The sequence below is a fragment of the Acinetobacter higginsii genome (assembly GCF_000369845.1).
Taxonomy (GTDB): Bacteria; Pseudomonadota; Gammaproteobacteria; order Pseudomonadales; family Moraxellaceae; genus Acinetobacter; species Acinetobacter higginsii.
Window position 1 is genome coordinate 367,066 of the sequence record NZ_KB850211.1, and the last position, 24,429, is coordinate 391,494.

At 40.1% G+C, this 24,429-nt stretch carries 37 protein-coding genes, 1 tRNA gene and 1 pseudogene; 15 read left to right on the top strand and 24 right to left on the bottom strand.

What is annotated here, in order from left to right:
• Positions 1-18: 18 nt before the first annotated feature.
• The 4 genes from F885_RS18240 to F885_RS18225 all read right to left on the bottom strand — a co-directional run bounded on the left by F885_RS18240 (position 19) and on the right by F885_RS18225 (position 3,244).
• A tRNA-Gln gene (locus tag F885_RS18240) sits at positions 19-93 on the bottom strand.
• Positions 92-925 (bottom strand): 4-(cytidine 5'-diphospho)-2-C-methyl-D-erythritol kinase, encoded by an 834-nt coding sequence (ispE, locus tag F885_RS18235; protein ID WP_005312670.1) that lies wholly within the window; start codon positions 923-925, stop codon positions 92-94. The genes F885_RS18240 and ispE overlap by 2 nt, the downstream gene beginning before the upstream one ends.
• Before the next feature lie 14 nt (positions 926-939).
• Positions 940-1,521 carry a lipoprotein insertase outer membrane protein LolB gene (gene lolB, locus F885_RS18230; RefSeq protein ID WP_005312673.1) on the bottom strand — a complete coding sequence of 194 codons (582 nt, stop codon included), beginning with the start codon at positions 1,519-1,521 and terminating at the stop codon, positions 940-942.
• A gap of 4 nt (positions 1,522-1,525) precedes the next feature.
• Positions 1,526-3,244: a tetratricopeptide repeat protein gene (locus F885_RS18225; protein WP_005205482.1), complete on the bottom strand. Its 1,719-nt coding sequence runs from the start codon at positions 3,242-3,244 to the stop codon at positions 1,526-1,528.
• Positions 3,245-3,323: 79 nt separating this feature from the next.
• Between F885_RS18225 and hemA the strand changes: the two genes are divergently transcribed.
• Positions 3,324-4,607, top strand: a complete 1,284-nt coding sequence (gene hemA / locus F885_RS18220) for a glutamyl-tRNA reductase (protein ID WP_004804973.1) — start codon at positions 3,324-3,326, stop codon at positions 4,605-4,607.
• Positions 4,608-4,614: 7 nt separating this feature from the next.
• Here hemA and F885_RS18215 read toward each other — a convergent pair whose 3' ends face one another.
• Positions 4,615-6,498 (bottom strand): DNA primase, encoded by a 1,884-nt coding sequence (locus F885_RS18215; RefSeq protein WP_005312676.1) that lies wholly within the window; start codon positions 6,496-6,498, stop codon positions 4,615-4,617.
• A 127-nt stretch (positions 6,499-6,625) separates the two neighbouring features.
• Positions 6,626-7,729 (bottom strand): outer membrane protein assembly factor BamD, encoded by a 1,104-nt coding sequence (locus F885_RS18210; protein ID WP_004804977.1) that lies wholly within the window; start codon positions 7,727-7,729, stop codon positions 6,626-6,628.
• A 71-nt stretch (positions 7,730-7,800) separates the two neighbouring features.
• On the opposite strand from F885_RS18210, the gene rluD reads away from it, so the two are divergent.
• The 3 genes from rluD to F885_RS18195 all read left to right on the top strand — a co-directional run bounded on the left by rluD (position 7,801) and on the right by F885_RS18195 (position 10,319).
• The gene (gene rluD, locus F885_RS18205) at positions 7,801-8,850 is read left to right on the top strand and encodes a 23S rRNA pseudouridine(1911/1915/1917) synthase RluD (RefSeq protein ID WP_026057564.1); all 1,050 of its coding nucleotides are present in this window, start codon (positions 7,801-7,803) and stop codon (positions 8,848-8,850) included.
• Between the two features lie 72 nt (positions 8,851-8,922).
• Positions 8,923-9,663 carry a peptidoglycan editing factor PgeF gene (pgeF, locus tag F885_RS18200; protein ID WP_005312682.1) on the top strand — a complete coding sequence of 247 codons (741 nt, stop codon included), beginning with the start codon at positions 8,923-8,925 and terminating at the stop codon, positions 9,661-9,663.
• Between the two features lie 83 nt (positions 9,664-9,746).
• A complete protein-coding gene (locus F885_RS18195) occupies positions 9,747-10,319 on the top strand; it encodes a flavodoxin family protein (RefSeq protein WP_005312685.1) in 573 nt (190 codons plus the stop codon).
• Positions 10,320-10,360: 41 nt separating this feature from the next.
• Here F885_RS18195 and smpB read toward each other — a convergent pair whose 3' ends face one another.
• From smpB to F885_RS18130, 13 genes are all read right to left on the bottom strand, one after another.
• On the bottom strand, positions 10,361-10,834 hold the full coding sequence (gene smpB / locus F885_RS18190; RefSeq protein ID WP_004804984.1) for an SsrA-binding protein SmpB: 474 nt from the start codon (positions 10,832-10,834) through the stop codon (positions 10,361-10,363).
• Positions 10,835-10,935: 101 nt separating this feature from the next.
• Positions 10,936-11,136 carry a helix-turn-helix transcriptional regulator gene (locus F885_RS18185; RefSeq protein ID WP_005312688.1) on the bottom strand — a complete coding sequence of 67 codons (201 nt, stop codon included), beginning with the start codon at positions 11,134-11,136 and terminating at the stop codon, positions 10,936-10,938.
• A gap of 1 nt (position 11,137) precedes the next feature.
• Positions 11,138-11,413: a hypothetical protein gene (locus tag F885_RS18180; protein WP_005312691.1), complete on the bottom strand. Its 276-nt coding sequence runs from the start codon at positions 11,411-11,413 to the stop codon at positions 11,138-11,140.
• Positions 11,414-11,692, bottom strand: a complete 279-nt coding sequence (locus F885_RS18175; protein WP_005312694.1) for a hypothetical protein — start codon at positions 11,690-11,692, stop codon at positions 11,414-11,416.
• Positions 11,685-11,873 carry a hypothetical protein gene (locus tag F885_RS18170; protein ID WP_005312697.1) on the bottom strand — a complete coding sequence of 63 codons (189 nt, stop codon included), beginning with the start codon at positions 11,871-11,873 and terminating at the stop codon, positions 11,685-11,687. Before F885_RS18170 ends, F885_RS18175 begins: the two co-directional genes overlap by 8 nt.
• Positions 11,870-12,751, bottom strand: a complete 882-nt coding sequence (locus F885_RS18165; protein ID WP_005312700.1) for a hypothetical protein — start codon at positions 12,749-12,751, stop codon at positions 11,870-11,872. The genes F885_RS18170 and F885_RS18165 overlap by 4 nt, the downstream gene beginning before the upstream one ends.
• Positions 12,751-13,176: a hypothetical protein gene (locus tag F885_RS18160; RefSeq protein ID WP_005312703.1), complete on the bottom strand. Its 426-nt coding sequence runs from the start codon at positions 13,174-13,176 to the stop codon at positions 12,751-12,753. Before F885_RS18160 ends, F885_RS18165 begins: the two co-directional genes overlap by 1 nt.
• Positions 13,177-13,315: 139 nt before the next feature.
• Positions 13,316-14,647, bottom strand: a complete 1,332-nt coding sequence (locus F885_RS18155) for a hypothetical protein (protein WP_005312709.1) — start codon at positions 14,645-14,647, stop codon at positions 13,316-13,318.
• A 1-nt stretch (position 14,648) separates the two neighbouring features.
• Positions 14,649-15,332 carry a putative quorum-sensing-regulated virulence factor gene (locus F885_RS18150; RefSeq protein WP_005312711.1) on the bottom strand — a complete coding sequence of 228 codons (684 nt, stop codon included), beginning with the start codon at positions 15,330-15,332 and terminating at the stop codon, positions 14,649-14,651.
• On the bottom strand, positions 15,329-16,336 hold the full coding sequence (locus F885_RS18145) for an ERF family protein (protein ID WP_005312714.1): 1,008 nt from the start codon (positions 16,334-16,336) through the stop codon (positions 15,329-15,331). The genes F885_RS18150 and F885_RS18145 overlap by 4 nt, the downstream gene beginning before the upstream one ends.
• A 14-nt stretch (positions 16,337-16,350) precedes the next feature.
• Positions 16,351-16,674, bottom strand: coding sequence for a hypothetical protein (locus F885_RS18140; RefSeq protein WP_005312717.1), 324 nt, complete (start codon positions 16,672-16,674; stop codon positions 16,351-16,353).
• Positions 16,675-16,676: 2 nt separating this feature from the next.
• The gene (locus F885_RS18135; RefSeq protein WP_005312720.1) at positions 16,677-17,132 is read right to left on the bottom strand and encodes a hypothetical protein; all 456 of its coding nucleotides are present in this window, start codon (positions 17,130-17,132) and stop codon (positions 16,677-16,679) included.
• A 62-nt stretch (positions 17,133-17,194) separates the two neighbouring features.
• Positions 17,195-17,383 (bottom strand): hypothetical protein, encoded by a 189-nt coding sequence (locus F885_RS18130; RefSeq protein WP_005312723.1) that lies wholly within the window; start codon positions 17,381-17,383, stop codon positions 17,195-17,197.
• Between the two features lie 185 nt (positions 17,384-17,568).
• On the opposite strand from F885_RS18130, the gene F885_RS18125 reads away from it, so the two are divergent.
• The gene (locus F885_RS18125; RefSeq protein ID WP_228253474.1) at positions 17,569-17,799 is read left to right on the top strand and encodes a hypothetical protein; all 231 of its coding nucleotides are present in this window, start codon (positions 17,569-17,571) and stop codon (positions 17,797-17,799) included.
• Here the strand turns inward: F885_RS18125 and F885_RS18120 are convergent.
• From F885_RS18120 to F885_RS21405, 5 genes and pseudogenes are all read right to left on the bottom strand, one after another.
• Positions 17,796-18,005: a hypothetical protein gene (locus tag F885_RS18120; protein ID WP_005312728.1), complete on the bottom strand. Its 210-nt coding sequence runs from the start codon at positions 18,003-18,005 to the stop codon at positions 17,796-17,798. The genes F885_RS18125 and F885_RS18120 overlap by 4 nt on opposite strands.
• Before the next feature lie 76 nt (positions 18,006-18,081).
• Positions 18,082-18,420, bottom strand: coding sequence for a hypothetical protein (locus tag F885_RS18115; RefSeq protein ID WP_005312731.1), 339 nt, complete (start codon positions 18,418-18,420; stop codon positions 18,082-18,084).
• A gap of 67 nt (positions 18,421-18,487) precedes the next feature.
• A complete protein-coding gene (locus F885_RS18110; protein ID WP_005312734.1) occupies positions 18,488-18,790 on the bottom strand; it encodes a hypothetical protein in 303 nt (100 codons plus the stop codon).
• A gap of 14 nt (positions 18,791-18,804) precedes the next feature.
• Entirely contained in the window at positions 18,805-19,245 is a 441-nt protein-coding gene (locus F885_RS18105; RefSeq protein WP_407636622.1) for a LexA family protein, read from the bottom strand.
• Between the two features lie 17 nt (positions 19,246-19,262).
• A pseudogene (locus F885_RS21405) lies at positions 19,263-19,467 on the bottom strand (helix-turn-helix domain-containing protein); the annotation flags it as partial.
• 123 nt (positions 19,468-19,590) lie between these two features.
• Between F885_RS21405 and F885_RS18100 the strand changes: the two are divergent.
• The 10 genes from F885_RS18100 to F885_RS18060 all read left to right on the top strand — a co-directional run bounded on the left by F885_RS18100 (position 19,591) and on the right by F885_RS18060 (position 24,306).
• Positions 19,591-19,842, top strand: a complete 252-nt coding sequence (locus tag F885_RS18100; protein WP_005312740.1) for a Cro/CI family transcriptional regulator — start codon at positions 19,591-19,593, stop codon at positions 19,840-19,842.
• Positions 19,830-20,120, top strand: a complete 291-nt coding sequence (locus F885_RS18095) for a hypothetical protein (RefSeq protein ID WP_005312741.1) — start codon at positions 19,830-19,832, stop codon at positions 20,118-20,120. The genes F885_RS18100 and F885_RS18095 overlap by 13 nt, the downstream gene beginning before the upstream one ends.
• Before the next feature lie 18 nt (positions 20,121-20,138).
• The gene (locus F885_RS18090) at positions 20,139-20,501 is read left to right on the top strand and encodes a hypothetical protein (RefSeq protein WP_005312744.1); all 363 of its coding nucleotides are present in this window, start codon (positions 20,139-20,141) and stop codon (positions 20,499-20,501) included.
• A complete protein-coding gene (locus F885_RS18085; RefSeq protein WP_005312746.1) occupies positions 20,498-20,794 on the top strand; it encodes a hypothetical protein in 297 nt (98 codons plus the stop codon). Before F885_RS18090 ends, F885_RS18085 begins: the two co-directional genes overlap by 4 nt.
• Positions 20,791-21,147: an HNH endonuclease gene (locus F885_RS0120020; protein WP_005312749.1), complete on the top strand. Its 357-nt coding sequence runs from the start codon at positions 20,791-20,793 to the stop codon at positions 21,145-21,147. The genes F885_RS18085 and F885_RS0120020 overlap by 4 nt, the downstream gene beginning before the upstream one ends.
• Positions 21,144-22,061 (top strand): helix-turn-helix domain-containing protein, encoded by a 918-nt coding sequence (locus F885_RS18080; RefSeq protein ID WP_005312752.1) that lies wholly within the window; start codon positions 21,144-21,146, stop codon positions 22,059-22,061. Before F885_RS0120020 ends, F885_RS18080 begins: the two co-directional genes overlap by 4 nt.
• Complete coding sequence (locus F885_RS18075) at positions 22,058-22,585, top strand: hypothetical protein (RefSeq protein ID WP_005312756.1); 528 nt, start codon at positions 22,058-22,060, stop codon at positions 22,583-22,585. Before F885_RS18080 ends, F885_RS18075 begins: the two co-directional genes overlap by 4 nt.
• Positions 22,582-22,962 (top strand): hypothetical protein, encoded by a 381-nt coding sequence (locus F885_RS18070; protein WP_005312759.1) that lies wholly within the window; start codon positions 22,582-22,584, stop codon positions 22,960-22,962. The genes F885_RS18075 and F885_RS18070 overlap by 4 nt, the downstream gene beginning before the upstream one ends.
• Entirely contained in the window at positions 22,959-23,387 is a 429-nt protein-coding gene (locus F885_RS18065; protein ID WP_005312762.1) for a hypothetical protein, read from the top strand. The genes F885_RS18070 and F885_RS18065 overlap by 4 nt, the downstream gene beginning before the upstream one ends.
• A gap of 172 nt (positions 23,388-23,559) precedes the next feature.
• Positions 23,560-24,306: a hypothetical protein gene (locus F885_RS18060; protein ID WP_005312765.1), complete on the top strand. Its 747-nt coding sequence runs from the start codon at positions 23,560-23,562 to the stop codon at positions 24,304-24,306.
• Positions 24,307-24,429: the final 123 nt, after the last annotated feature.

Consider the following 24,429-nt stretch of genomic DNA (forward strand, 5'->3'; position numbering starts at 1 on the left):
GTATCTACAGATGAAAATTGGCAGGGGCGGCTGGATTCGAACCAACGGATGCCGAGATCAAAACCCGGTGCCTTACCACTTGGCGACGCCCCTAACAGGTAACTTCAAAATGTCTTAGAGGTGATTCTGCTAAACTGTTGACCAAGTAAGCTTTACAAGGCGCGTTTTGCAAAATTTGCTCTATATCCATTTCATCGGTTACTTCAGTAAAAACACAAGCACCTGTACCTGTAAGCTTTGCTAGACCAAATTGATCTAAATACTGCATTGCTTCATCTACTTCAGGGTATAACTGTCGAGCCAGAGGTTCAAAGTTATTTCCAAAATTAGAAGGTTGTAACTGATAGGCGCAAAATGTAGTGATCTTAGAATCTCTTGTCAATGTTTTTTGTGAAAAAAGCTGTTGAGTGCTGATAAAACAGTCAGGTTTTAAGATTATGAATTTTTTTTGAGCTAAGTCTATGAATGATAAATGTTCACCGATGCCTTCAGCCCATGCATTACGACCTAAAACAAAGATCGGAACATCCGCTCCAAGCTGTACGCCATAATCGGCTAATTGCTGTTCATTTAAGCCGCATTGCCAGAGCTGATTCAGTACAATCAGTGTGGTTGCTGCATTGGATGAACCACCACCGAGACCAGCACCCATTGGAATATTTTTTTCAATGCTGATAGTTAGCCCACAGATTTTTTTTGCATGTGGTTTGAGTAGCTGTGCAGCACGATAGATTAAATTTTGTTCAAGAGTGACTTCGTTCAGACCCTCAATTTGAATGATTTGCTCTGAGCATTGCTCAAAAGTCATCCAGTCATATAGATCAATCAGTTGAAAAATAGTCTGTAATTCATGATAACCATTGTCACGACGACCTGTAATATGCAGAAACAAGTTCAATTTTGCAGGGGAAGGCACTCTAATCATAAAAACAATCTAAATCATCGGTTTTGAATCACCATTGTAATACGGTTTTCTTTGTTATCGACAAGTGCTTGCTTCAATAAAAGTTTATTGGGAAGGGTTTGCGCATCGTTATAGCTAAAATCAACCGTCCAGCCATCTTCAACTAACTGCTTTAGACGATTACTTTCATCTTTATTCACTTGTGCATCTTGAGTCGCAGGCTTAGCTTGTACCCAATAAGCGAGATGCATAATCGGTGCTTGCCAACCAGTTGCTTTCTCAAGTAACTCTTCAGGTGTTTCAGCCGTAATTAGACCTGTTTTGGCACTGTTTAATGTCACTTCACCCGGTTTACCTTCGATCTGGGTTTTACCAACTCCTAAAATTCCAGTGAGTTCAATATCAAACTGATCCTGTTGTTGAACCCATGTGAAAAAAGCACTGCCAGATTGTTGTGGTGTGCGGACACCGATTTTACCTTGTAAGCTAAAATTATTTTCATCTTGAACTTGTGGTGATGCAATCACTTTATTTGGCTGACTTAAATGTTGGCAACCAGTTAAAAATAGAACGCTACTACTACAAACGGTGATGCATAATTTTGAAAACAAGTGCATGAATTTAACTCTTTTTTACGGTGATGGGTAAGATTAAGCTATCAAGTTGTTGTAATTGTGGGGCATTGGCATGTTTTTGTTTCAATTGCTGTAACACCTCGCTAAATTGCGTGAGTGCGCCTTGCATATATAGGGCTTTAGCATAACGAATACCAATATTGACATTCTCACTCAGCGAATACGCTTGGCCCAAGACTTTGGATGCGGTATCGAAATCATTTTGTAAAAAGGCGATATAGCCTAAGGTGTCTAGGATAGATGCCTGTTCTGGGGCAAAATCTAACGCTAGTTCTGCATATTTACGTGCTTCTTTAAGGCGACGGTTTTGTAGTGCCAGTGTATAGGCATAAGCATTGAGATAGGTTGGGCTATTGGGCTCAATTATTAAGAGTTGCTTTAATGTTTTGTCTAATTTATCTCGATCGGTATATGGGTCGAGTAATAATACTTCGGCATAAATCAATTCAGGATCGTCGGGTAGACTCTTAATTGCTTCATCCAGTAAGGCCAAAGCCGCCTTTTTATTATCCATCTTCTTTAAAATATCGGCTTGTGCTTGATATAAGAAACTGGCATGTTGTGGATAGTTGACTCGTTCTTGGGTCAAGAAGCGTAAGGCATCATTCAGTTGACCTTGTTTTTCAAAGATCGCAATCATATTGCGTCGAGAAACGATATATAAACTACCATCGACTAGGCGATAGTATGCTTTTGCAGTTTCATAATGTTGTTTACGTTGTGCATTGATCGCAAGGTAATAATAAGCCTCATTTTGGTATTTTGCCGATGAGCGCAATTCAACCAGATATTGTTCGGCTTTTTCGTATTGCTTTAAGTCAATACTGGTCAAGCCTGCAATAAAGAGCGCTTCTTCTGCCTTGGGATGATCTTTAATAATATCTTCAAGTTTATCCAAGGCTTCTTGTTGCTGATTAATTTGAATGTAATAGCGCGCTTCCGCCATTCGTACATCAATATTATTCTTATTTTTGCGACTGGCTTGAGCAAACCATTTTTGAGTTTCCTCATCATTGCGCAAAGCCATCAATAAGTTAGCTTTCATTAAAATGAAACTGGTTGATTTTGAACGTTTGCGTAATGCACGATTAATATTATTCAGTGCTTGTTCATACAAACCATCTTGCGCTTCTAAACCTGCAATTAAAGCGAGAATAGAAGGGTTGTTGCGCTCCTCACTGGCACGGAGCGCATTGAGTAGAATCTCACGATCTTGTGCCTGTTCAGGTGCAATACCCGCCAAAATCTGTTCAAGATCGGCAGTAGGATCAATATTGAGAATCTTATCCAGCGTCTTGGCTGCTAACTCATATTCATGTGTTTTTAACGCGATATGAGACAAATAGAACAGGGCTGGAACATCTTTGGGTTCTTGTTCAACCCAATGCGTGGCAATATTTAAAGCAGCTTGTAAATCATTGTATTCTAAAGCAATGTCTAAGGCACGTTGTTTAATGGTGGTTGAGTTACTACGAATCGCAAGCACAGTATAATTATGTAGTGCCGTTGCAATATCGTCATAAGCAAGAGAAAATTCAGCAATCATGCTCTGTTGCAGTGCATGCTCAAAGCTCTTATCTGCATACATGTCGTGTATTGCTTGTGCAGAGACATAAGAGCTCATGCTACCTAACAACAAGATTGTGGTAGAATACCGTCTAATCGTCTTGCCGCTAAAAAGGGTACGGCGATATAGCTGACGCAATTTTTATTGATCCAAAGTAATGCTTTTTATGACACCGATGTTGCACAATAACATAAATTTAGCGAAATGATGATCTGATATGTCTTTCTTTGCATTGGGCGTCAACCATCAAACAGCCTCTGTTGAACTTCGCGAACAAATTGCTTTCAATGCAGAGCGATTAGCTGCGCTATTGCTTGAGCAAAACCAACATGCATCACTGAATGATTTAGTGGTGGTGTCGACCTGCAATCGTACCGAAGTGTATGCCATGACTGAGGATGCGGATAGCGTCCTGAGTTGGCTGGCCCAAGTGAATAATATTGATGTAAAACAGTTAATTCATCATGTTTATCGTTACGAAAATGCCCAAGCAGTTACACATTTAATGCGTGTTGCCAGTGGTTTAGACTCGCTGATGCTGGGTGAGCCGCAAATTTTAGGGCAAGTGAAAAGTGCATTGGCGCTGTCAAAAGATGCAGAAACTGTTTCGCCTGAATTGAATAGTGTCTTTGAATATGCCTTTTATGCAGCAAAGCGCGTCCGTTCTGAAACCTCGGTAGGAAGTCATGCTGTTTCAATGGGTTATGCGGTTGCGCAACTGGCCTCACAAGTGTTTAGCCACACGGAAAAACTCACCGTGATGGTGGTCGCGGCAGGCGAGATGAACACCTTGGTTGCCAAACATTTGGCCGAAATGGGGGTTGCTAAAATCCTGATTTGTAACCGTAGCCGCGAACGTGCAGATCTGTTGGCACAAGAAATTGCCCATCAAGTTGATGTGGAAATTATTCCCTTTGCTGAGCTTGCACAAAACTTGCATAGAGCGGATGTCGTCTCTAGCTGTACAGGTAGTTTGCATCAAGTGATTGAATATTCAGACGTTAAAGCTGCATTAAAAAAGCGTCGCTATCAACAAATGTTGATGGTCGATTTAGCCGTTCCACGTGACATTGATCCGAAAGTTGAATCATTAGATAACGTCTATTTGTATGGTGTTGATGACTTACAAAGTGTAATTGATGAAAACCTAGCGCAACGTCGTCAGGCCGCAGTTGAAGCTGAGATTATGGTCAATCAATTGGCGACCCAATTGATGACCCAACAAAAGGTTAAAGAGGCGAGTGGTACCATTCAAGCTTATCGTCAGCACAGTGAAGAAGTGAGTCAAAAAGAATTGGCGCATGCTTTAGAATCGTTGCAACATGGAAATACTGCTGAACAGGTCTTACAAGAGTTTGCACATCGTCTGACCCAAAAGTTGATGCACCCAACCTCAATTTTACTTAGAGAAGCAGCTAAGGCTGAAAATCCAGATTACTTTGAATGGCTACAGCAACATCTACAAGATGTGTTTGAACATGAGCGTAAGCCACGTCAGTAATAGGGAATTAAGACAATAAACGCAAACTAATCTGTTTGGTCAATTCATTCAGTTGTTGACGTAAATTACGCGATTCAATTAAAGAAATTGGCGATTTGAGTTTTAAGCGCAAATACTTCTCTTGTAGCCCTAGCGCATATTCTTTCGCAAGTTTATCGGCAACTTCAGGTGCTTGGGTTAAGGATTGGATATTGGTACGCTGCATAATATCCGCCAGTTCATGGCTATAACTACTACAAGCGCCCAGCACATAATAGGTTGCAAGTTCCTGATCATCAGGAAGATCATCAAATACAATATTCAGTGCCGCTAAAATCTTCGCCAATAATTCATTTTGATCAATCACCGCGCGTAGCTCTTCAAAATGAATATACAGAAAGGGATGATGCATCAGAATTGCTACCGCAAAATCTTCATCTTTGGTCTGAATATTAAAAGATAAAGAGGCATCATGACTGATTTGTGGCGTGAAGCGTTTGCCTAGACCGAGTTTTTCACGGAAAGACTGACTCAGCAGATAACGGAATGAGCCATGTTTGGGCAGTAGTTCTGTCAATTCACGCAGTTCACCCATGACCAGACTTTTACCTTCGGGTGTACTGACGTCATGCTGTCCTGTTAAATGGGCAAACACAAAGTCTGATAACAGTGGTGCTTGCTGTAATAATTTTTGGAAATTTTCTAAGCCTTCGCGACGAATCAGTGAGTCTGGATCGTGCTCATTCGGAAGCACAAAGAATTTTAGTTCACGACCATCATTGAGTAGTGGCAGTGCAATTTCCAAGGTGCGTCGAGCCGCCTTTTGACCTGCGGCATCTCCATCAAAGGCAATCGTAATTCGAGAATTTTGTTTAAACAGGGTGGTTAAATGATCGGCATTACTGGCCGTTCCCAGTGTCGCCACTGCACCATTGATCCCATATTGCTGTAAGGCAATGACATCCATATAACCTTCGACCATCAACCAATCATTGGCTTTGAGTTTACGGCCTTCGTATAGACCATAGAGTAGCTGATTTTTATGGAATACTTCCGAATCAGGTGAATTGATATATTTCGGTTTAATCTCATCGTTTAAGGCACGACCACCAAAACCCACCACACGGCCTTTATGATCGCGGATCGGGAAAATCACCCGTTCACGTAATAAATCGAAATCTCGACCGCTATCACTGGAACGAATTAAGCCCAGTTGTTTTAAACCTTCAATATCTTGTGGGAAGGCTTTTTCTAAATGTTGCCAATCCTCTGGTGCATAGCCTAAGCGCCAAAATTGAATGGTTTGTATGGATAAACCACGCTGTTTGAAATAGTTTTGTGCCTTTTGACTATTAGGGAGTTGGCGTTCGTAGAATTGCGCCACATTTTCTAACAAGTCGTAGAGATTACCTTCTTGTACTTGCTCTTGAATGTTAAATGAAGGATCAAACTGCGCAAAAGGATCATCCATATAGTGATCCATATCAACAAAATGATCGTCCAGCGCTTCCTGGATAGAAGGAGCTGGTGCTGTTGATTCTTGCGGGGTTTGTGTGATTTGCGGAGCTACAGCCTGTTGTGGGCTGCGTTTATAGGATAATTTTTTATTGTCGTGATTATCTTTGGGTAATTCGATGCCTGTCTGATTAGATAAATCTTTCATTACATCGACAAAGTTACGGCTATCAATGTCCATCAAAAAGCGAATGGCATTGCCATTGGCTTGGCAACCGAAGCAATGATAGTACTGCTTATCTCGATAAACATGGAATGAGGGAGACTTTTCCTGATGGAAAGGACAGCAACCCGAATAAGTACGTCCTGTCTTTTTTAACTTCACACGTTGACCGATCAGATCGACAATGTCGGTTCGATCTAAAATTTGATCAATCGTATGTTGTGGAATTGCCATGTGTGTTTAACCATTTAAGACAGGGAGTAGAACATTGTTGCGCTGCAAAATGTCAGGAATCATTGTTGCATAAAATAAAAAACAGGCAAGGGAGACTTGCCTGTTTGATGTATCAGATGATTGCAAATTAGTTTGCAGCATCGTCCTCAGATGTATTGCTCGCTTCTGGCTTATCTAATAGACCAAAGCTTAAACGGTTTTTCCAACTCGGTTTATTTTCCGTGGTTGCTGCTGGTGCTTCAGGTGCTACCACTGGAGCAGGTGTGGCTTGTTCAGTTTCAGGTTTATCAAACAAACCGAAGCTTAAACGGTTGGTTAAGCTGCGTTGTTCAGTATCGCTGCTTACTTCATCTTTTTTCGTTTGAACCGTTTTAGATTCACGACCCAACAAACCTAAAGTTGCACGATTCACCCAACTACCTTCTTTACGTGCAGCACGTAAATTCACTTCACCATTCGATTTTACGAGATTTGGATAGTTGAGTTTTAAGATATCAATATATTGCTGAGAGGTCGCATTATCGCCAAGTTTTTGATAGCTATAAGCCAAAGTCGCTAATGCTTCAGGCGTTTGTGGTGTTTGCGGATAGTGTTCAATCACCCATTGCGCGCGCTCAGCAGCAGCAAGCCATGCTTTACGTTCAATGTTGAAACGCGCTGCGTTCATTTCGCTTTCAGCCAGTTCTTGACCAATAAACTTCATACGCTGTGCAGCATCAACCGAATATTGACTACTTGGGAAGCGACGAATCAGTTCCACGAAGTTTTGATAAGCAACTTTGACATAGCTCACATCACGGTGTGATTGCTGTAAAGAAGTATAGCGAATCAAACTGTCGTAATTCATTTCCATGTTGGCTACGCCACGAACATAGTAGGCATAATCAACATTTGGATGTTGAGGATTTAAGCGAATGAAACGATCTGCAAGTGCAATCGTACCTTCATAATCTTTTTGCTTGAATTTCGCATAAAGCAGCTCAAGTTGAGCTTGTTGCGTATATTGCCCAGTTGGATAGTACGTGTCTAAAGCTTCAAGTGACTTGACGGCATCGGTATATTGATTGCGTTCAAGCGATTTTATTGCTTTTTCAAAATAAACTTGTTCACTTGATTGTGGTCCTTTATCCACCACATCTTTCTTACTTGGATTGCTGCTACAGCCCACAAATGCAGACGCTACACCTAAAGATAGTGCAAGCACCGTAATTTTATAACGTGGTAGCGACATAAAAACTCCTCTGTTATTCTGGGCAATGAGCTACAATGGTGCTATTAAACCATTTTTGTACCGATCATCAAATGACTTCAGCACAATCTTCCAATTCAAACATCTCTGAAACAGATTTCTTACTCGAAGATTCTGTGGATGCAGATAATCATAATTCCGACTCAACTGCAACACGTTTATCGTTGCAAATTCAACTTGATGAAAACTATTTAGGTCAACGTATTGATCAGGTTGCCGCATTGGTTTGGAGCGAGTTTTCTCGTGAAAAACTCAAGCAATGGATGAAAGACGGTCATCTGTTGGTAAATGGTAACATTGTTAAACCGAAGTACCGTTGTGAAGGCAATGAGCTGCTTACGCTTGAAGTTGAACTTGAGACACAAACTTCAAGCCAACCTGAAAATATTCCATTAAATATTGTCTATGAAGATGACGATATTATTGTAATCAATAAAGAAGTGGGGATGGTCGTTCATCCAGGCGCAGGCAATCCAACTGGAACCTTAGTGAATGCGTTACTTTATCATGCGCCAAAATTGGCAGAGCTGTCTCGTGCAGGCTTGGTACACCGTATTGATAAAGACACCAGTGGCCTATTGGTGGTTGCAAAAAATCTGGAAGCTCAATTTTCTCTGAGCAAGCAGTTAGCCAAGAAAACCGTTTATCGCGTTTATGATTTAGTTGTGTATGGTAATGTCATTGCGGGTGGCACCATTGATGAACCGATTAAGCGTCATCCTGTAGACCGTGTCAAAATGGCGATCTTACCGGGTGGGCGTGATGCGGTAACACATTATAATGTGAAAGAACGCTTCCGTGACTTTACCCGTATTCAGGCACAACTTGAAACAGGGCGTACCCATCAAATTCGTGTGCACTTTAGTTATCTTGGGCATGGTTTGGTTGGCGATCCTGTTTATGTCAATCGCGTGCGTTTCCCAGCAGGTGCATCAGAAACATTAACCGATAAGTTACGTAGCTTTAAGCGTCAAGCGCTGCATGCAGCCAAACTCGGTTTGGTACATCCGCGTACAGGTGAAGAAATGATGTTTGAAGCGCCTTGGCCTGAGGATTTTACTCAGTTGCTTGAAGTCCTCCGTAGTGAAAATGAAGCCTATTAAGTAAAGTTCCTTTTTAATAAAGGATGATTTATTCAGCTCCTCCCTTTGAAAAGGGAGGTTGGGAGGGATTTTATGGAATTTATACAAGGTCTGCCTAAAGGTATTTATGTTGGGCAAACACGAATTGAACATCCTCAAACTATTGCAACATCAAATGAAAATCTGTCTGGATTTAATCTGGCGTTGCATGTCAATGATGATGCACAACGTGTTCAACAGCATCGTATGGTCTTGTTGAATCAGTTATCTGTATTTGGTGTAGATAAAATCACATGGATGACGCAAACCCATAGCACGATTTGTCATACCGTGAATGAACAAATTCCATTTATTGCGCTTGAAGGCGATGGCTTGGTTACGCAAAAAGCAGGTCATGCTTTAATGATGATGACAGCTGATTGTCTGCCTGTGGTGTTGGGCAACGCCGAAGGGACTGAGGTTGCCAATCTACATGCCGGTTGGCGTGGCTTGGCTAATGGGATTATCGAAAATACAGTCGCTGAATTGCAGTCTCAGCCGAGTTGGGCATGGTTGGGTGCTGCGATTAGCCAACCGTGTTTTGAAATAGGCGCCGAAGTTAAAGCTGCATTTTGTGAAAAATATCCTGAACTCGAAACTGCTTTTGTTGCTGGCCAAGTGATGGGTAAATATCATGCGGATCTTTATGCGATTGCTCGCTTTATTTTAAACCGTTTGGGCGTGGAAACTGTTTTAGGCGGAGATCAGTGCTCTTATCAACAAGCCGAAGATTATTTTTCTTATCGTCGTGATACAAAAACAGGACGAATGGCAACTTTTGTATTCATGCAATAAATTGCATCCCTTGCGTTGTTGATTCGCCATGTCGTAGTGAAAATGTTAAACTTGATCTAATTCATTGGTTTTTAAAATTCTCCATGTCTGTTATTGAGCAAATTACTCCCCAAGTTAAAGTTTGTGTGGTTTATCATAGCCCTTATGGGCATACGGCCAAAGTTGCGCAATATATTACTCAGGGTGCCGAGCAGGCGGGTGCAGAGGTGCATCTCATTTCTGTGGCTGCGCCGCAGTGGGACTTATTAGACCAAGCAGATGTCATTGTTATTGGTTGTCCAACCTATATGGGCAGCCTCACGGCTGCATTGAAACAGTTTATGGAAGATTCGTCTAAACGTTGGTTAGCGCGGGCATGGCAAGGCAAACTGGCTGCTGGTTTTACCAATGGTGGTGGTCTTAGTGGTGACAAATTGGCGGTATTGCAGCAGATTAACTTATTTGCGATGCAACATGGCATGGTGTGGGCTGGTTTGCCATTTATGCCAACGGGAAGAAGCGCTTTAGATATTAACCGTATGTCGAGCTTTCTGGGCTTAATGACTCAGTCAGATAATGCCAGTGTTGAAATTACTCCACCTGAAGGTGATTTGGAAACTGCACGCAAGTTCGGAAAATATTTAGCTGAATTAAGATTGACACATATCCCAGTTTAATCTTGAACGAAAAAAAAACCTCCAATAATTGGAGGTTTTTTTTATTTATACAGCAGACGAGATTTATCACGTTGCCAATCACGGTCTTTTTCTGTGGCACGTTTGTCGTGTAATTGCTTACCTTTCACCAGCGCAATTTCCAACTTAACCAAACGGCCTTTCCAGTAACAAGCCAACGGCACACATGAATAGCCTTTTTGATTCACTGCACCCAAAAGCTTTTCTAGCTCACGACGAGAGAGTAGCAACTTACGCGTACGTGTTGCTTCTGGAACGACATGGGTTGATGCAGACAATAACGGCTGAATTTGTGAGCCCAGCAAAAAAGCTTCGCCATTTTTAAAAATCACATAGCTTTCAGTGAGGGTCATACGTCCTGCACGCAAAGACTTTACTTCCCAGCCTTGGAGGGACATGCCTGCTTCAAATTTTTCTTCGATAAAGTAATCGTGACGCGCTCTTTTATTTTGAGCAATCGTGCCACCATTATGTTTTTTTACAACAATCTTGTTCATCTTAACCTATTGAAATTGATAAACTAATTTTAAAGCGGTTATCTTATTACCCGTTTAGTTACCCGTTTTGAGAGGCACTCGACTTAAAAGAAAGCCTGCGGTTAGCAGGCTATCATATCAGAATTTCCTTTGTGTTTTTCGACTACTTTCTTCACGCTTGATTCATGCCAGTAAACTTCTCTATCACTTACTTTGATTGGTTGAGGAATTTCACCATTCTTAATCATGCGATAAAATTTCGTTCTTTTGATAGATAGGAGCTGCATAAACTCTGTTGCTCGTATTCTACGATCGATTTGCATATTATGCCTCCTTATTGGTTTCTGCTAAACATGGAAATGTTTGTACAAGTTGCTCGATTTGATATTCATATAGCTGACGAGCAATTGCAGTGTTTGTAGTGACCATAGATTTTGGATAAGAAGTTTTGAACTCATTTAATTTATTAAGTGCTTGTTGAGCATCATCTGTGTGAAAGGCTTCAATGATATTTAAATGATCATCGCCAATTATCAATTCCGTTTCTGTTGTGGCCAAGTCTAATGCCAGAACAGAATATGTGGAGTAAGTTGAGATCATTTAAACTTCCTCCGCTTTAGTTTCTGTATGACCAAAATATTGCAGTGCATATGGCAAGAACTCATCTTCTGGAATGCCTGTTGCCGCTGAAGCTACAGTAATAAAAACATCATTTACATTATAGCTTTCTACATCATTTGGATGACCTTCAGCATAATCACCAAACCATTCTAAAAGCTCGACTTTATTCTTATGTCTTACACCTCCTTCAATGGACTCGTAAGCAAAGAAAAACGCTTTCAATGATTCTTCTTTATTTAATACTTTGTAATTACTCATTATCCGCCCCTTGTTTAGCTGGTCGATGAGCATCACGAATAGCTTTCGCCCAAGATTCGATTTTCTCTATCGTTTGGTAACGCCATTCTGGAACTGCCTTTTCACCTTCGATATTGTCTATTACCAGGTCATTGCAAATTGATATGATTGCATCAGCCGCTTTTGCTGTTAATTCATTCATTTCAATACCGCCGTAGTTTCAGTTTTAGATAATGCAATACTGACCACGTGATCAACTTCCATTACCGTCCAATTAATTTCGTCAAACCCAAAGCTTTGCTTTAACAAGTCAGAGATCTGATTTTGTGTGAGATGTAGTTCTTGTTTCGTGGTAACTATTGTTTTGGTTTGCAGTTTTAACTGCTTTACCACTTTTTCAAGATCTGTATCTGCAACTGGTAAAATTGCATTATCAACTGGTACAGTTTTTGGCTTTATTTCTGAATTATTTACCACATCGCTTATTGCGGTTTGCGTGGTGGTATCTTTACCTGGTACATTTTTTTCACTTTCTTGCGGTTTCTGGTCCAGTTCAAAAACTGGGATATACAATTTTCGGCCATCCGTTTGTTTTACCAGGTTCACTGGAAAGTAGTTTTTTCTTAGATAAGAGAGATCGCCATCAAATCTTGTGCGCTGGCAATTCAATTTATCCAGTGCCTCAAGCAATGTTATGCCGTTAGGATTTTCTCTAAAAAGGCGAACCATACGTTTTAAGAGTGATTCATTTTCAGTTTTATCATCTTCTGTTTTATCAACGTTTTTAGGCATGGTGTTCACCTTAGATTCTGGCAAGTCATTTACTGCAGGTAATGTGGTTATCGATGTATTAGATTCTTGTTTGCGCTTAGCATCTAAAAACCAAACACCATCCTCGCAATGTGCTTTTATAATGCTTAAAACATTTTTTGTTGTTTTGGCACTTAATCGGCACACAGTCATGAGTTGTGAAATTTCAAGCCCAAAGGGTTCCTTATCTAAAGCATCTGAAACAAGCTTGATGGATTTCTCTAAAGCAAGATTTTCAGTGTATCGGCGTAATTCTGCTGCTGAATTCATTATGAAGCCCTCGATTGAATGAAACGCTTGTGACGCTTTGAAAGGGTGGTTCGATAGATCCCTGTTAAGTCTGAGGCCTTTATCAAATTACCGTTGCAGAGCTCGATTGCCTTCTCAGCTACAACATTTTCTAAATGCTCAGTTAGCTGCTTTACTTTTTCAGGACCAGCAGTGATTGCTGTTTCAATATCTGCAGCTTTAATCACAACGCCATCAGTTTTTGCTTGCTTTGCTTTTAACCACATTCCCCAGCTGGCATTCACAGCACACAAGGTACTAATTAACTGGTCATCCGATAACGTTCCACTAAATCCAGTTAATTCAAATTTGTTGAACTTAGGGTTGTAATCAACAAACTGGAAATGTCCGTCAGCAGAAATCCAAGCCTGTTTAAACTCTTTAATTTCAAAATTTAGATCTAGCATCACTTTCTCCAAATCGCTTCTTTAAATTTGGCGTTGGCCACCAGATCCGTTATTTCCGATTCATTCACATTTTGAAAAATGTGCGTCATATTCCCCCGGAATACGTAAAGTATTCGGGTTTGGGTGGAGTAATTAAATTTCATGGCAGATCCTCATCGATAGAGGTTGACGGCGTAACTCGTTCGAGTTCGGTTCTACGTGCACGCACATAACGCATCATTTCAGGTTGAGCGATCGGATCCATGCTAGACACATCGATTTCAAGCGCATCCAGAGTTGTTAAATCAGGTGCATTTTGAATCTGGGCCATTAATGATGGTTGTGTAGCTGCTTTTTCGTTTTGGAGTGTCTCTAAACGGGTATGCATGTACTTAATCAATGGTTCGCGCTGTTTGGCTGACCATGAATTTGTGTATTTAACAGCAGCATTTACCTCTGCAGGAGTTTGAGCACCATCAACATATTTTTTGAGTGTGATAAGTTTTTCCTGGTATCTTTCCTCATCTTCCTCAATTGGTTTGCGTTCAGTGTTTTTTTGGACATTCACTGAGTCAGCCTTGTTGTCTCCAGTATGCTGTTCCGCATCAAATGAGGCTAATTTTTCATCAAGGTGCTTTGCAAGGACATCGTGTTCGTATCCTTCCAATCCAGTGCTTGTATTAATTCGACCATGAATAACGTTTAATTTAGCAGGGGTGGTTGCTTCTAAAATTTCACCTATAAAAGCCTCACATAAAACTGATAATTCAGGCTCAGATTTATCCTGGTTAAATAGCTCATGATCTTCACTTTCAGCTACAGCCTTTTCTTGTTTCAACTGTTCAAGTTTCGCAAGCTTGGCGGCTGTTATCTGTTCCTGTTGCGAGTCATTGAATCCGTTTTTATCCAATCCAAAGCAAGTGGTTTCAACTTCTTCTGCAGTCAAACAAGTACCGATCGCATCTATAACGAGTTCTTTGTTGTGTTCAATTTGTAGACTTTGAGAATCATCAGTTCCTACTGTAACTTGCTGCTCTTTTTTTCGTTTTGTTTTACCTGGTTCTTTACCAAGTCGGGTGACTGTAACATCACCAATAAATTCACGACCTAGTACTTTTGATATAGCCTTTAATTGGAGCTTGGCATTCTCAGCGTCTCTTTGAACAAAACCACTATTAATAGATTCAACAAGCGCACTGGTATTGAAGTCCATGACATAGATTGAAGGAGCATATGTACTAATAACGAATACATCTTGCCCTTCTTGATATTCTTCAAGCTTAAGTGGCTGAGTAAACGTAATACCAGCTAATTCAATCTTTTCAATATCGATGCAAAATTCAATGCCAGGCATAACAAAAATGCTGGTTGGGAATTCCTCAATTGGGGAGAAGCAATCATTATTTCCCACATTATTGGGTTGTCTGGCCATTACCTGTTTGCCTGAAATCATGGCATTAAAAGCTTCTTGAGCATTTAAAATATTGTTCATGTTATTGTCCTTTTACTAATGCTTTTTTGAGATAAGGATCTAGGTCATCTTGTCTGAGTAACCAGGACACATAATCTGCAGGCAGATCTTTAATTAGGGTTTTCTTATGTTTGCCATAGGGCATACGTGTAGGGATGCGAGCCTGCTCAGAGAACAAGAAAAGAGACTGCATATCTTTGATGCTGAGAGATTTGCAGATCTGTTTAAGCAATACTGCAGTCAGCAAAATATCTTGTTTTGCATTGTGGGCATTGCGAATAGATTCTCTTGACTTAACAGATCCTTTTGCCAGCATGTAAATTAAAGCTGAAAGGGTATGTGAAGCTTCTGGCCAGACCATACGCGATAGAGCCAAAGTGCAGATTGCTTTTGCTTCAACTGATTTATCAGCCAGTTTTACTGCCTGAATGTCATAATCAACATTGTGGCCAATGATGTATTGGATGCCTGCAGGTAAGCGGAAATTTTCATAACCCGGTTTACCTTCAATGTCTGATTCAAGAATATGATGCACAGCCATTGCGCCGTAATTAATCGGAGCAGGGCAAGAAAAATACTCATCAAAACAAGCATCTTTATCTACAGACAATTCACCGCTTTCAAGAAAACTTACAGGAACATGAGCAATCTCGATTGGATAACCATTCATGTCATGGGTTTCGGTATCTAAAATTATTGCACTCATGCCTTCATTTCCTGTTTGGCCAGTTTTTCTATTTCTTGCTTTGCTTCATCCAAAGCAGACTCTTGGATCTTCATTAACGTATCGATACCAAAGTAATTACAGACTTGGCGAACATCTAAGCCGCGCTCATGAATAAATTCCTGCAGATGATCACGTTGTTTGTTAGTGATGCATGGGGAGCCAGTATTATTGGTAGTTGTTGCTGAATTGCTTTGATGCGCCTGATTGTCTTGTGTTTGTGTATCGACAGCTTGATTTAATGATTGCTGCTGCCCCAGTGCCTCTAAATGTTGGACGATTGCGTTATATTTCGCACAACCAGCTTCAAAAATTACCTGGTTAAATTCAGGGTACTGCTGACGCAGACCATCAAAAATAAATGAGGCCTGTTCAAGTGAAGTGTTTAGAGATAAATTCTCAATTTGCTTTAATGCACGATCACAATCGGCTTGTGTTGCTACACGATTGTTATTTTGGTTTTGGTAATTCTGTTTGTTCTTTGACTGGTGTTCATTTTCGATATTCTTATTGGTAAGAGCATCAAGGTCATTCTGTGAGTCATCAATCAATAGCAAATTACAAAGCGCATATTTTTTTGCATAGCTTTGGTATGCAGCATACTGCTGAGTTTTTGAGATTTTTTTATTGCTGGCCAGATCTTTAGCAAAGTCATAAGTAGCTACACCAGGAAGGTCGCAGCGCATATATTTTTGATCTTTGAATACGATATAAGCGTAAACTTCAAAACCATCCTCAAGGTCAAATTTACGTGTAAATACCGTGCATTTGTATTTGAGTAAAATTGGCTTTAAAGCAGCTTGTACATCTTCAGCAGAACGATACTTATATCCCCCAAAGTCACTAGTGTGACCTTTTGGTGCTTCTAGTTCGTTAATTACTTTCAAAAAAGTAGGGTGGTGATATACCTGTTCAAGACCAGGTAAATCAAGGATATTTTCAGGGATGGCATTTACCATCACTTCTGGATTAATCGCAGCATTCATAGTGAGTATCTCAGTTATCCGTTATAACGTGCATTTTTATATGCAATTTTTTGGTTTGCGCTGTATGGGGTGCGCTGAAAGCATTCCTTTGAGAACATTGCCGTTCTTTCTTGTTCTCGTTGCTCTGTTACTTCTTGTTTTAGATTGCGCATAATCCAAGGCTTAGATTTCAAATATTCAGGATCAACTGGTGTGCCACCGTTCTCGTTTTCGATACGAATATCGGTAAGCTTCCAGTTTGTAGAGAATGTTTGAGGTCCTAAGCGAACGTGGTAACGCCCTTGGTCATCGCGAGTAATGAACTCGCGGAATGGGGTGGTGAATTTAGTAATGCTCATGATCACCCCCGAATCATCTTATTTTTTTCGATATGGGCGGTGATGATTGAGATCATGTTTCGGATATCATCAGCGTTTGTGAAGTCGCCGTAGTTACCACCATCAGGAGTAAATATCTGGTCAACGGCCAAGTTGGTGATATGAATTGTTGGTTGTTCTCCGCCAATGGCACCGTTCCATTCTTCAACCAGTTCAAAGTCAAAGCTTGTATAAACTCGGAATCCGTCAAGATTAACAACCGCTTGGCCTGTTGTTTCTGATGTGATTTGGACTGCTAAAACGCCGTATGTAGATTGCGTATTTGCATAATTGTATGAAGGGGCGATTTCTACTGGCTTGGTAACGAGTGCATACGCACCAGTTAAAACACCAACTCCAATAGCAGCAGCTGTGCAATTTTTTAACAAACTCTTGCCAATTGCATAACAGCGATTGTGATTTAAAACATTTTGTTCCATAATGAAATCCTCGTGAGAGAAGTCCTGCGTCGCCAAACAGTCAGGACTTTTTTATTGATACCTTAGAAATTCCAGATGCCATTGCTGGTGAAGTCGATAACTTCCCAGTTCGTACGCGTGTTACTTGTCTTATTAATAACTTCCGCATAATCCTTAATTGCCTGATCTTTAGCTGCCGTTGAATTTGTCTTGCGTGTGTGTATTACGGTTTTATGTCCAGTTTTTTTGTTGCGTAGTTTGAACATGTTCATAACCATTTCCTCATTTGTGTAAGAAGCCCTGTTCGCCGTCGTAAGTGTTCAGGGCTTTTTGCTGTTCATGAGGTAAAATATAACTATAGTTATTTTAATAGTCAAGAATATAATTATAAAATTATCGCTTTAGTTATAATTATGCTTTAATAGACAAAAGAAAACCCACCGCAGGGGTGGGTTGAATGGAGTTTATTGAGATGATTTTTTCAAATTCAGAAAAAAGAGAATTTCGTCAATCAATGTGTGAAAAATTGATTGATGCAGGTTTGACAGATGGGCGAGAAATCAAAGCAAGCGTTACTACCTTAGAGGAATTTATTTCTCTTCAGGAAGAAGAGAGAATAGAGGTAACTTGCAAAGAGCATGAAAAAGAAGCCCTTGCAAAACACATCAAGAGCTTCTGGAAGAATTAAATCTTATTCAAGTTATCTTGGCTGATTTTTGTGATCTTCTTAGGCGATGTTAGTCCATTAAGGCATTGATGATAAACCTCAAGCCAATATTCAGGCGTAACAACCTTATCAACTTGCTCAAGATGAGAACCCGAGTATTTTTCCCTTTCACAAATAATAGCTTTTGCCATCTCAAAAGCTATTTGTTTTTCCGCATCGCTACTCATATTTTTCTCCACCCGATCTGTTGTTAAAACTGTGTCGGGTTCACAGACAGGATTTGTTATGAAAAATAAACTCAGACTATTGCTCTGCTTTATCTTCGCTATCATCAATATTTTGATTTTTGGCAAATATGGACAGGATTTCTTCAGCAGTAATATTTTCTATATCTATCTCAGTACCATTTATCATTGGTTTCTTTATTCGATTCTCTTTGTATTTGTCATATATCCAGCTACTCAAAAGACCAAGACTAATATTTGAAATAATCGTGATAGTTGCATCATACAATGCACTATCACAAGCCATCCCATTATAGTCTTTAGGCAGTAAATCAAGTTTAGCCAGGCTAGTAAGTTTTGGATTATTATTAAATTCAATAGCATCATTAATAAATATGTGTGATAACTGAATTTTCATTATTTACCTATTTTCGCAATGTTCCGGGTTTGCAGCTTTATTATTCATCACGCCGATAACGAGCTATTTACACCTTTGAATACTTTTCTAAAAACTCATCAATCCAGCCTTGTGCTTGCTCTAAATTGCTTATATCAGCGAACTTTAGATTAGAGCCTTCAGCTTCATTAAATCCCTCAATTATGGCCTCAAAAATATTTGCTTCGTTAATAACTTCGCGTGCCATTTCCGCAGCATCATAGCTTTGCTTGGCTTTTTTAAGTGAGGCTATTTGTTTGTCAATACCATCACCAATTTTGGACAAGGCTGCCTTAAATTCCTGCTTGTTAATAGATAGGGTGGTTTTGGATTTATTTAGTGTTGCGATCATTATTAAGACTTCCTTTAATATCTCGTGTATTTACCAACCACTTTTCCAACCAGTCGGCATGTATGGTCAAGAGACATGAGTTGTGGCTGCCAATTTGGATTTAATGGCTGTAGGTAATAATTACCATCCTCTGAAATAAGTTTCTTAAAAGTAGCTTCGCTATCCCCGTTACAAGCCACCACCACCAAAGCACCAGTGTTTAATTCATCTATTTGATAGGTTGGATTAATGTAGATAAATTCATCAGCCTTAAAATCAGGTTCCATAGACGCACCTTTTACAATTAATGCAAAGCCGTTTGCACCTGCTCTTGAATCATAAGGTATCCAGTCTATGGCGCTAGACAGGTCACTAGACAGCACGTAACTAAAGTCACCAGCTTGCACCCAGGATAAAACAGGCGTTTGCCGTGAACTTTCATTGGGAGTCAAATCAATAGGTGGAACAAAGTTCATGTGCTGGGGTTTTCTCTGATCTTCCCCGTTTCCAGTTTGAAGCCAATATGCGTCAACGCCTAAGAACTTAGCAATAGCAGGTAGAAATGAAGATTTCTGATTTTTACCTGACTCGAGTGCTTGATAAGCAGGTTGAGACATTTTTACTGCCTCAGCTACTTCAGCTTGTGTCTTTCCAGCTTTCTTTCGAGACTCTTTTAATCTCTCTCTAAGTGTAGTCATAAACCGCGCATCGCCTTTTTAAATCAATATATAACCTTGGTTATAAGTAATCAAATAACTATAGTTATTGACTGATAATAGCTATAGTTATAATATGGCTATATCTTTACACAGGATATAACCATGAGTGAGTTACAGAAAAACATCTATCAATCTTTGGTTGATCACTTTGGAGGGCAAGAAAATACAGCCAATGCCCTAAAAGTCTCGCAACCATCAGTATCCGGATGGGTACGACAAAATAAAAACATGTCTGAACTTGTAGCGATCCGTGCTGAAAAGGCTACAGATGGGAAATTCAAAGCAGTGGATTTATGCCCATCCCTAAAGGAATTCCAAACCCCGATTGTGGAGTTGCAGCAATGCAGAACATAAAACCAAAACTTTTAGAACCTTTGACGACACGCGTACCTATCGAAATAAAGCAGCTAGTAGATGATTTAGCTGATGGTAATCGAGCGAAATGGATGAGAGAGGCCATTGATTTAAAACTTCAAATTGATTTAGGCCAATCATCAATCGAATTGCTAAAGAAATCAAAGAATACAAAGTATTCAAGTGAATACATGAATGTATTCAAAACAATTTTTTCTGTATTCCAAATAAGCAAAAAGCCCGAAGTTGCAATTCGAGCTTTGAGCAGTGTTCATTAATCAAAGGGGATTTAGAACATGACAAATATATCAAAGCCAAAGCAAGCAAACAATAGTGATTTTGTAGTGGGCGACACAGTTGTTTTTATTGATGCAATGAAACCTGACTGCTTAATGACTGTCTATCAAGTTCAAAAAAACGGCGTCCTACTCAATGGAAATAACAGTTTTGCTCTTAACCATTTGATTCGACACGCAACGGTTTTTGAGGTGTCGGCTAAAAAGCGCCACACCACCTCTATCGATGATCTTTTTGATGCATTGGGATTTGGAGACGATCGCCAGATAGAAAATGACATTTCACCTAGATGTGAAAACATTTCCAGTGATGAGCAGATTCATTTAAGCAAGGCCTTTGATGCACAAAAGGAGGTCTCATGAATACATCTAAGCTTCCTGAGTTTAAACAAACTCAAATAATTCAATCCTGGCATGAGCCAGCATTAAGAACTCTAAATAGTTTGCTTGATGTGCGAAAAGCTAATTTGCGAAAAATCAATCGTGATGAGGCTAATGCTGCAGTAACACGTGATGAGCTAATCGAAGCATTAAGTAAAGATCATCGAATTTCATATCAAGATGCTGGGATGATTATTTCTAGTCTGCATCGATGTGAAAAAATCATCATGTTCGGCCGCTTTATCCAGGTGAAAGACCAGGGCGGTGAAGCATGAAGCAACCTTACCATATTAGTTTTAGTGGTGGCCGCACATCAGCTTACATGACGTACTACCTGCTAAATAACTTTAGTCACGTTTATGGCCGAGACGTTTTTGGGCGGAAAACTGAAAAAACACCGAAAAAATATATCAAAAAGAAAATTGGTATGAAGCTTCGCCTTGAGGTTTATGAGCGCGATGGATTCAAGTGCGTGACGTGTGGTGTTCAGAAAAATTTAACACTTGATCATATTAAGCCAGAGATTTTGGGCGGGGCATCAACAATAGAAAACCTCCAAACAATGTGTAAGTCATGTAATTCATCGAAAGGCACGGAATACGATGAACCTGACGAGGGGGGCGAATGAGTTTAGATGCAACAATTTGGGCGTGGCGAGCAGAAGTTCAAAACAGCAGTCAACGTCTTGTCCTTTTAACTTTGGCTGATAGAGCTGGCGAAAACCATAAGTGTTTTCCCAGCCTTAAGCGTATGGAGAAAGATACCAAGCTAAACCGTAAGACAATCATCAAGGTTTTGGATGAACTTGAGTCTGGAAAATTAATTAAATTTACAGGTGAAACGGCAGGTAATGGCGTAAAAATTTATCAGCTAATTGGTGTTTTAGGTCGAGAAGAGGAGACTTTAACCAATACCAAAAATGGAACTAGTACCAATAACAGAACTGGTTCCAATTTAGGCACTGGTTCCAAAAACGGTACTAGTACCAATATTGGGATGCCAACTAGTACCGAAAACGGTACTGCAACCAGTACCAATATTGGGACACAGAACCTCCCAATGAACTTACCAATAGAATCTATAAATAAAAAACATTGGCTTTGCTCAAAAAAATTGAGCTTGGAAATTGCTCAAGCAAATCCAGCAATCAATCCCAATGAGGTCATCTCTTCAACTTGGTTTAATCGAGAGTTCAGAGCTTTTGAGATTTTCAATGCTGAAAAAACCATGTGTGACGATCTGATGATTTACCACTTTGCAAACTGGTTGCTTGAAGCCAAAGCAAAAATGGACCGACTGAACCGTTCGGCTCAGCCAAACCACAAACCAGAATCTAAAGCCCCCCTCACTGAAAAACAAATCAAGTTTTTAGCAGGAAAATTATCTCGCTTGCCTGACTTCGGTAAATACGCCGTGGGTAACGAATCACATGAACAACTTGCGGTGCGTCTAGAGACCATGCTGAAAGATCCAAAGAATCTCGAAAAGTGGTCTGAATATTTAACGGAAGTTGGCTTTAAACAAAAAGGAGCTGCAGCATGATTAATTTAAACACGCCTGCAGGTATTCAAAACCTGAAAGCGATCATTCAAGAGTTTGATAATTGTTTGTATGTCGAGCGCGATTATTTCTTTGATAAACACTACACGCTGGTCCAATGCGAGTCAGACATTGAAAAAATACGTGATGCAGTGAAAGCGGCTGAATTGCGCAAAGGGGTCCAGATCAAAGTTGATTTCTACAACGAACCAGATAAGGGAATGCGCCGTATCAAATTTAAAGGTATTGGCATCGTAGATCGTTGTGAAGATGGTCGGGTAATTGGTCGCTTGGATGATGGAAGAACATTTTGCTGTTTAGTTACTGATGTTGTGATCCTGAATGCAGATGAGGTTGCTGGTAGACCTAGCGGCTTCACTGACATGATGAAATTGCGTAGTGCATACGTTCAGGGAATCCGGACACCAGAAACAAAGCAGGCCAACAAGCAATATCTCTTAATTCGGAAAAAGGGGAATTTAAACCAGGTTAAGCAAATGGCGACCTACAAAGGTGACAGCCTATGAATGCAATTCAATACATCAAAAAAAATGGTTTAAAAAAGGCTATGGCCGTTGTTGAAGCTGCCCCAAGTAACGCTGAAAGCTTTCAGGATGGCTATTATTTCCGTACTAAGCCCGAATTTCAGTTTCACAATGGCTTTCATCCAATTTGGAATTTAACTGATAACGATGGTGAATATTTTAAAAAACGTTGTTTTGATCCAGTCAATCTTCCTGAACTTAGAGGTTTAGTTGCACGTCTCCAGCTCATTGAACGAATAGGTGGACCAGCAAAATCCAGATTTGAATATGAATCTTTATTGAAATTAAGAAAATTTAACCATGTTGAGCTGAAACAAGCGCTTGAAGAATTCGATTTAATTTTTGGAGAAGGGAAATGATCAGAGTTGGTATCGATTGTGGCGTTAAGACAGGTTTTGCAGTAGCAGAAAAAGGGGTTTTGAATCGTGTTGAGACTTTAACCATCACCAAGGCCATGGAAGAAGTCAAAGAGCTACATGGTCAGCATCCTGATTTAATCGTCCGTATTGAAGATGCACGTTTGCGCACATGGTTCGGATCGACAGATGCGCGACAAGCTAAGTCGGGCGCTGGTGTACGTGAGGGTGTCGGATCTGTTAAACGTGACTGCAGTATATGGGAGCAATTCTGTATAGAGCAAAACATTAAATATGAATTGGTTCACCCAGCAGCAAACATGACAAAAACAACGAGCGATTATTTTAAAAGAATAACGGGCTGGCCTGGTAGAACAAGCGAGCACGGCCGTGATGCTGGAATGCTAGTACATGGGCGGTTGCGATGAGAAGAAATAATAACGAGTGGTTAATCATAGTGATTTTTATTGTATTGGCGATTTTATGTCTGGCACTAAATACATATAACGCCGTACAGGTTTGTAAGACGGCAGATGTTTACTGGGTCAAAGGGACTCAGTACAGCTGCAGATGGTTAAAGTAGCAGTAGGAGCGCAATGTATGTTGGTTGAAAAGTTTGATTTTTTGGAGTTGTTGCGTCTGGCTATTGCTCAAAGTGAGGGTAAAGGGAAAATTACAAAAAGCATTGTTCTTGGTGAAATGGCCCTTTTACCTGCAGGTGCAAAGTTGTGGGCTGAATTGCTCATCGAGCGCGTTGATTTTGAGAGGATTGCAATAGTTACCGAAGCCAAAAAGATATATGAAACCAATATCATTAACGGCGTTGAGGTAAAAAAACGTATTGAAGACAAACCAGGTAAAGTGGAGTTTAAAACTGGCGAAATAACATCTGCAATATTCTTTAAGGTTCGTAACAAGATGGCCAGAGTCATTCATCAAGAAATGATTAAGAAGAATTTTAAACCGAACAACCTGCAGGGAACTTTAGAGAATGTGGCCAAAGCAATGGCTGAGGTTGTATTGCGCGGCCATTTGTTTGTAAAAGCGATGTGCCCGCCGTGCCAGGGTTTAGGTAAACTAGAATTGTTTGAAGGTCATAAAGATTCAGTAGGTACAAAATTTTGTGAAAAATGCGAAGGATCTGGAAAGCGTCCATATACGCTGAAAGAGAAAATAGACATTGCACATTTAACAATTACTAAAACGGCATATGTCAAAAGCTACCAAAAATATGAGCAGTTAGGAGAGTCAATAGTTGCGGAGTGGGAGAACGTGATTCGCCAGAGATTAGCTAAATCATTCCATTTTGAACTAAGCGAAGATAATCAAGTTGCATCATTTGCTTGACAGTAGGGTATACAGTTAAGTATAAGTGTTTCTATAATGGGCGTTTTATGAATTGGTCGCCCTGAAAGAATTTCAAAAGTCCGCTATATGCGGGCTTTTTTAATGTCTGAAAGTTACCTGTCA

Coding starts and splice junctions, on each gene's coding strand:
- ispE (WP_005312670.1), bottom strand. CDS start 925: ATGATTAGAGTGCCTTCCCCTGCAAAATTGAACTTGTTTCTGCATATT.
- lolB (WP_005312673.1), bottom strand. CDS start 1,521: ATGCACTTGTTTTCAAAATTATGCATCACCGTTTGTAGTAGTAGCGTT.
- hemA (WP_004804973.1), top strand. CDS start 3,324: ATGTCTTTCTTTGCATTGGGCGTCAACCATCAAACAGCCTCTGTTGAA.
- F885_RS18215 (WP_005312676.1), bottom strand. CDS start 6,498: ATGGCAATTCCACAACATACGATTGATCAAATTTTAGATCGAACCGAC.
- F885_RS18210 (WP_004804977.1), bottom strand. CDS start 7,729: ATGTCGCTACCACGTTATAAAATTACGGTGCTTGCACTATCTTTAGGT.
- rluD (WP_026057564.1), top strand. CDS start 7,801: ATGACTTCAGCACAATCTTCCAATTCAAACATCTCTGAAACAGATTTC.
- pgeF (WP_005312682.1), top strand. CDS start 8,923: ATGGAATTTATACAAGGTCTGCCTAAAGGTATTTATGTTGGGCAAACA.
- F885_RS18195 (WP_005312685.1), top strand. CDS start 9,747: ATGTCTGTTATTGAGCAAATTACTCCCCAAGTTAAAGTTTGTGTGGTT.
- smpB (WP_004804984.1), bottom strand. CDS start 10,834: ATGAACAAGATTGTTGTAAAAAAACATAATGGTGGCACGATTGCTCAA.
- F885_RS18185 (WP_005312688.1), bottom strand. CDS start 11,136: ATGCAAATCGATCGTAGAATACGAGCAACAGAGTTTATGCAGCTCCTA.
- F885_RS18180 (WP_005312691.1), bottom strand. CDS start 11,413: ATGATCTCAACTTACTCCACATATTCTGTTCTGGCATTAGACTTGGCC.
- F885_RS18175 (WP_005312694.1), bottom strand. CDS start 11,692: ATGAGTAATTACAAAGTATTAAATAAAGAAGAATCATTGAAAGCGTTT.
- F885_RS18170 (WP_005312697.1), bottom strand. CDS start 11,873: ATGAATGAATTAACAGCAAAAGCGGCTGATGCAATCATATCAATTTGC.
- F885_RS18165 (WP_005312700.1), bottom strand. CDS start 12,751: ATGAATTCAGCAGCAGAATTACGCCGATACACTGAAAATCTTGCTTTA.
- F885_RS18160 (WP_005312703.1), bottom strand. CDS start 13,176: ATGCTAGATCTAAATTTTGAAATTAAAGAGTTTAAACAGGCTTGGATT.
- F885_RS18155 (WP_005312709.1), bottom strand. CDS start 14,647: ATGAACAATATTTTAAATGCTCAAGAAGCTTTTAATGCCATGATTTCA.
- F885_RS18150 (WP_005312711.1), bottom strand. CDS start 15,332: ATGAGTGCAATAATTTTAGATACCGAAACCCATGACATGAATGGTTAT.
- F885_RS18145 (WP_005312714.1), bottom strand. CDS start 16,336: ATGAATGCTGCGATTAATCCAGAAGTGATGGTAAATGCCATCCCTGAA.
- F885_RS18140 (WP_005312717.1), bottom strand. CDS start 16,674: ATGAGCATTACTAAATTCACCACCCCATTCCGCGAGTTCATTACTCGC.
- F885_RS18135 (WP_005312720.1), bottom strand. CDS start 17,132: ATGGAACAAAATGTTTTAAATCACAATCGCTGTTATGCAATTGGCAAG.
- F885_RS18130 (WP_005312723.1), bottom strand. CDS start 17,383: ATGAACATGTTCAAACTACGCAACAAAAAAACTGGACATAAAACCGTA.
- F885_RS18125 (WP_228253474.1), top strand. CDS start 17,569: ATGGAGTTTATTGAGATGATTTTTTCAAATTCAGAAAAAAGAGAATTT.
- F885_RS18120 (WP_005312728.1), bottom strand. CDS start 18,005: ATGAGTAGCGATGCGGAAAAACAAATAGCTTTTGAGATGGCAAAAGCT.
- F885_RS18115 (WP_005312731.1), bottom strand. CDS start 18,420: ATGAAAATTCAGTTATCACACATATTTATTAATGATGCTATTGAATTT.
- F885_RS18110 (WP_005312734.1), bottom strand. CDS start 18,790: ATGATCGCAACACTAAATAAATCCAAAACCACCCTATCTATTAACAAG.
- F885_RS18105 (WP_407636622.1), bottom strand. CDS start 19,245: ATGAACTTTGTTCCACCTATTGATTTGACTCCCAATGAAAGTTCACGG.
- F885_RS18100 (WP_005312740.1), top strand. CDS start 19,591: ATGAGTGAGTTACAGAAAAACATCTATCAATCTTTGGTTGATCACTTT.
- F885_RS18095 (WP_005312741.1), top strand. CDS start 19,830: ATGCAGAACATAAAACCAAAACTTTTAGAACCTTTGACGACACGCGTA.
- F885_RS18090 (WP_005312744.1), top strand. CDS start 20,139: ATGACAAATATATCAAAGCCAAAGCAAGCAAACAATAGTGATTTTGTA.
- F885_RS18085 (WP_005312746.1), top strand. CDS start 20,498: ATGAATACATCTAAGCTTCCTGAGTTTAAACAAACTCAAATAATTCAA.
- F885_RS0120020 (WP_005312749.1), top strand. CDS start 20,791: ATGAAGCAACCTTACCATATTAGTTTTAGTGGTGGCCGCACATCAGCT.
- F885_RS18080 (WP_005312752.1), top strand. CDS start 21,144: ATGAGTTTAGATGCAACAATTTGGGCGTGGCGAGCAGAAGTTCAAAAC.
- F885_RS18075 (WP_005312756.1), top strand. CDS start 22,058: ATGATTAATTTAAACACGCCTGCAGGTATTCAAAACCTGAAAGCGATC.
- F885_RS18070 (WP_005312759.1), top strand. CDS start 22,582: ATGAATGCAATTCAATACATCAAAAAAAATGGTTTAAAAAAGGCTATG.
- F885_RS18065 (WP_005312762.1), top strand. CDS start 22,959: ATGATCAGAGTTGGTATCGATTGTGGCGTTAAGACAGGTTTTGCAGTA.
- F885_RS18060 (WP_005312765.1), top strand. CDS start 23,560: ATGTTGGTTGAAAAGTTTGATTTTTTGGAGTTGTTGCGTCTGGCTATT.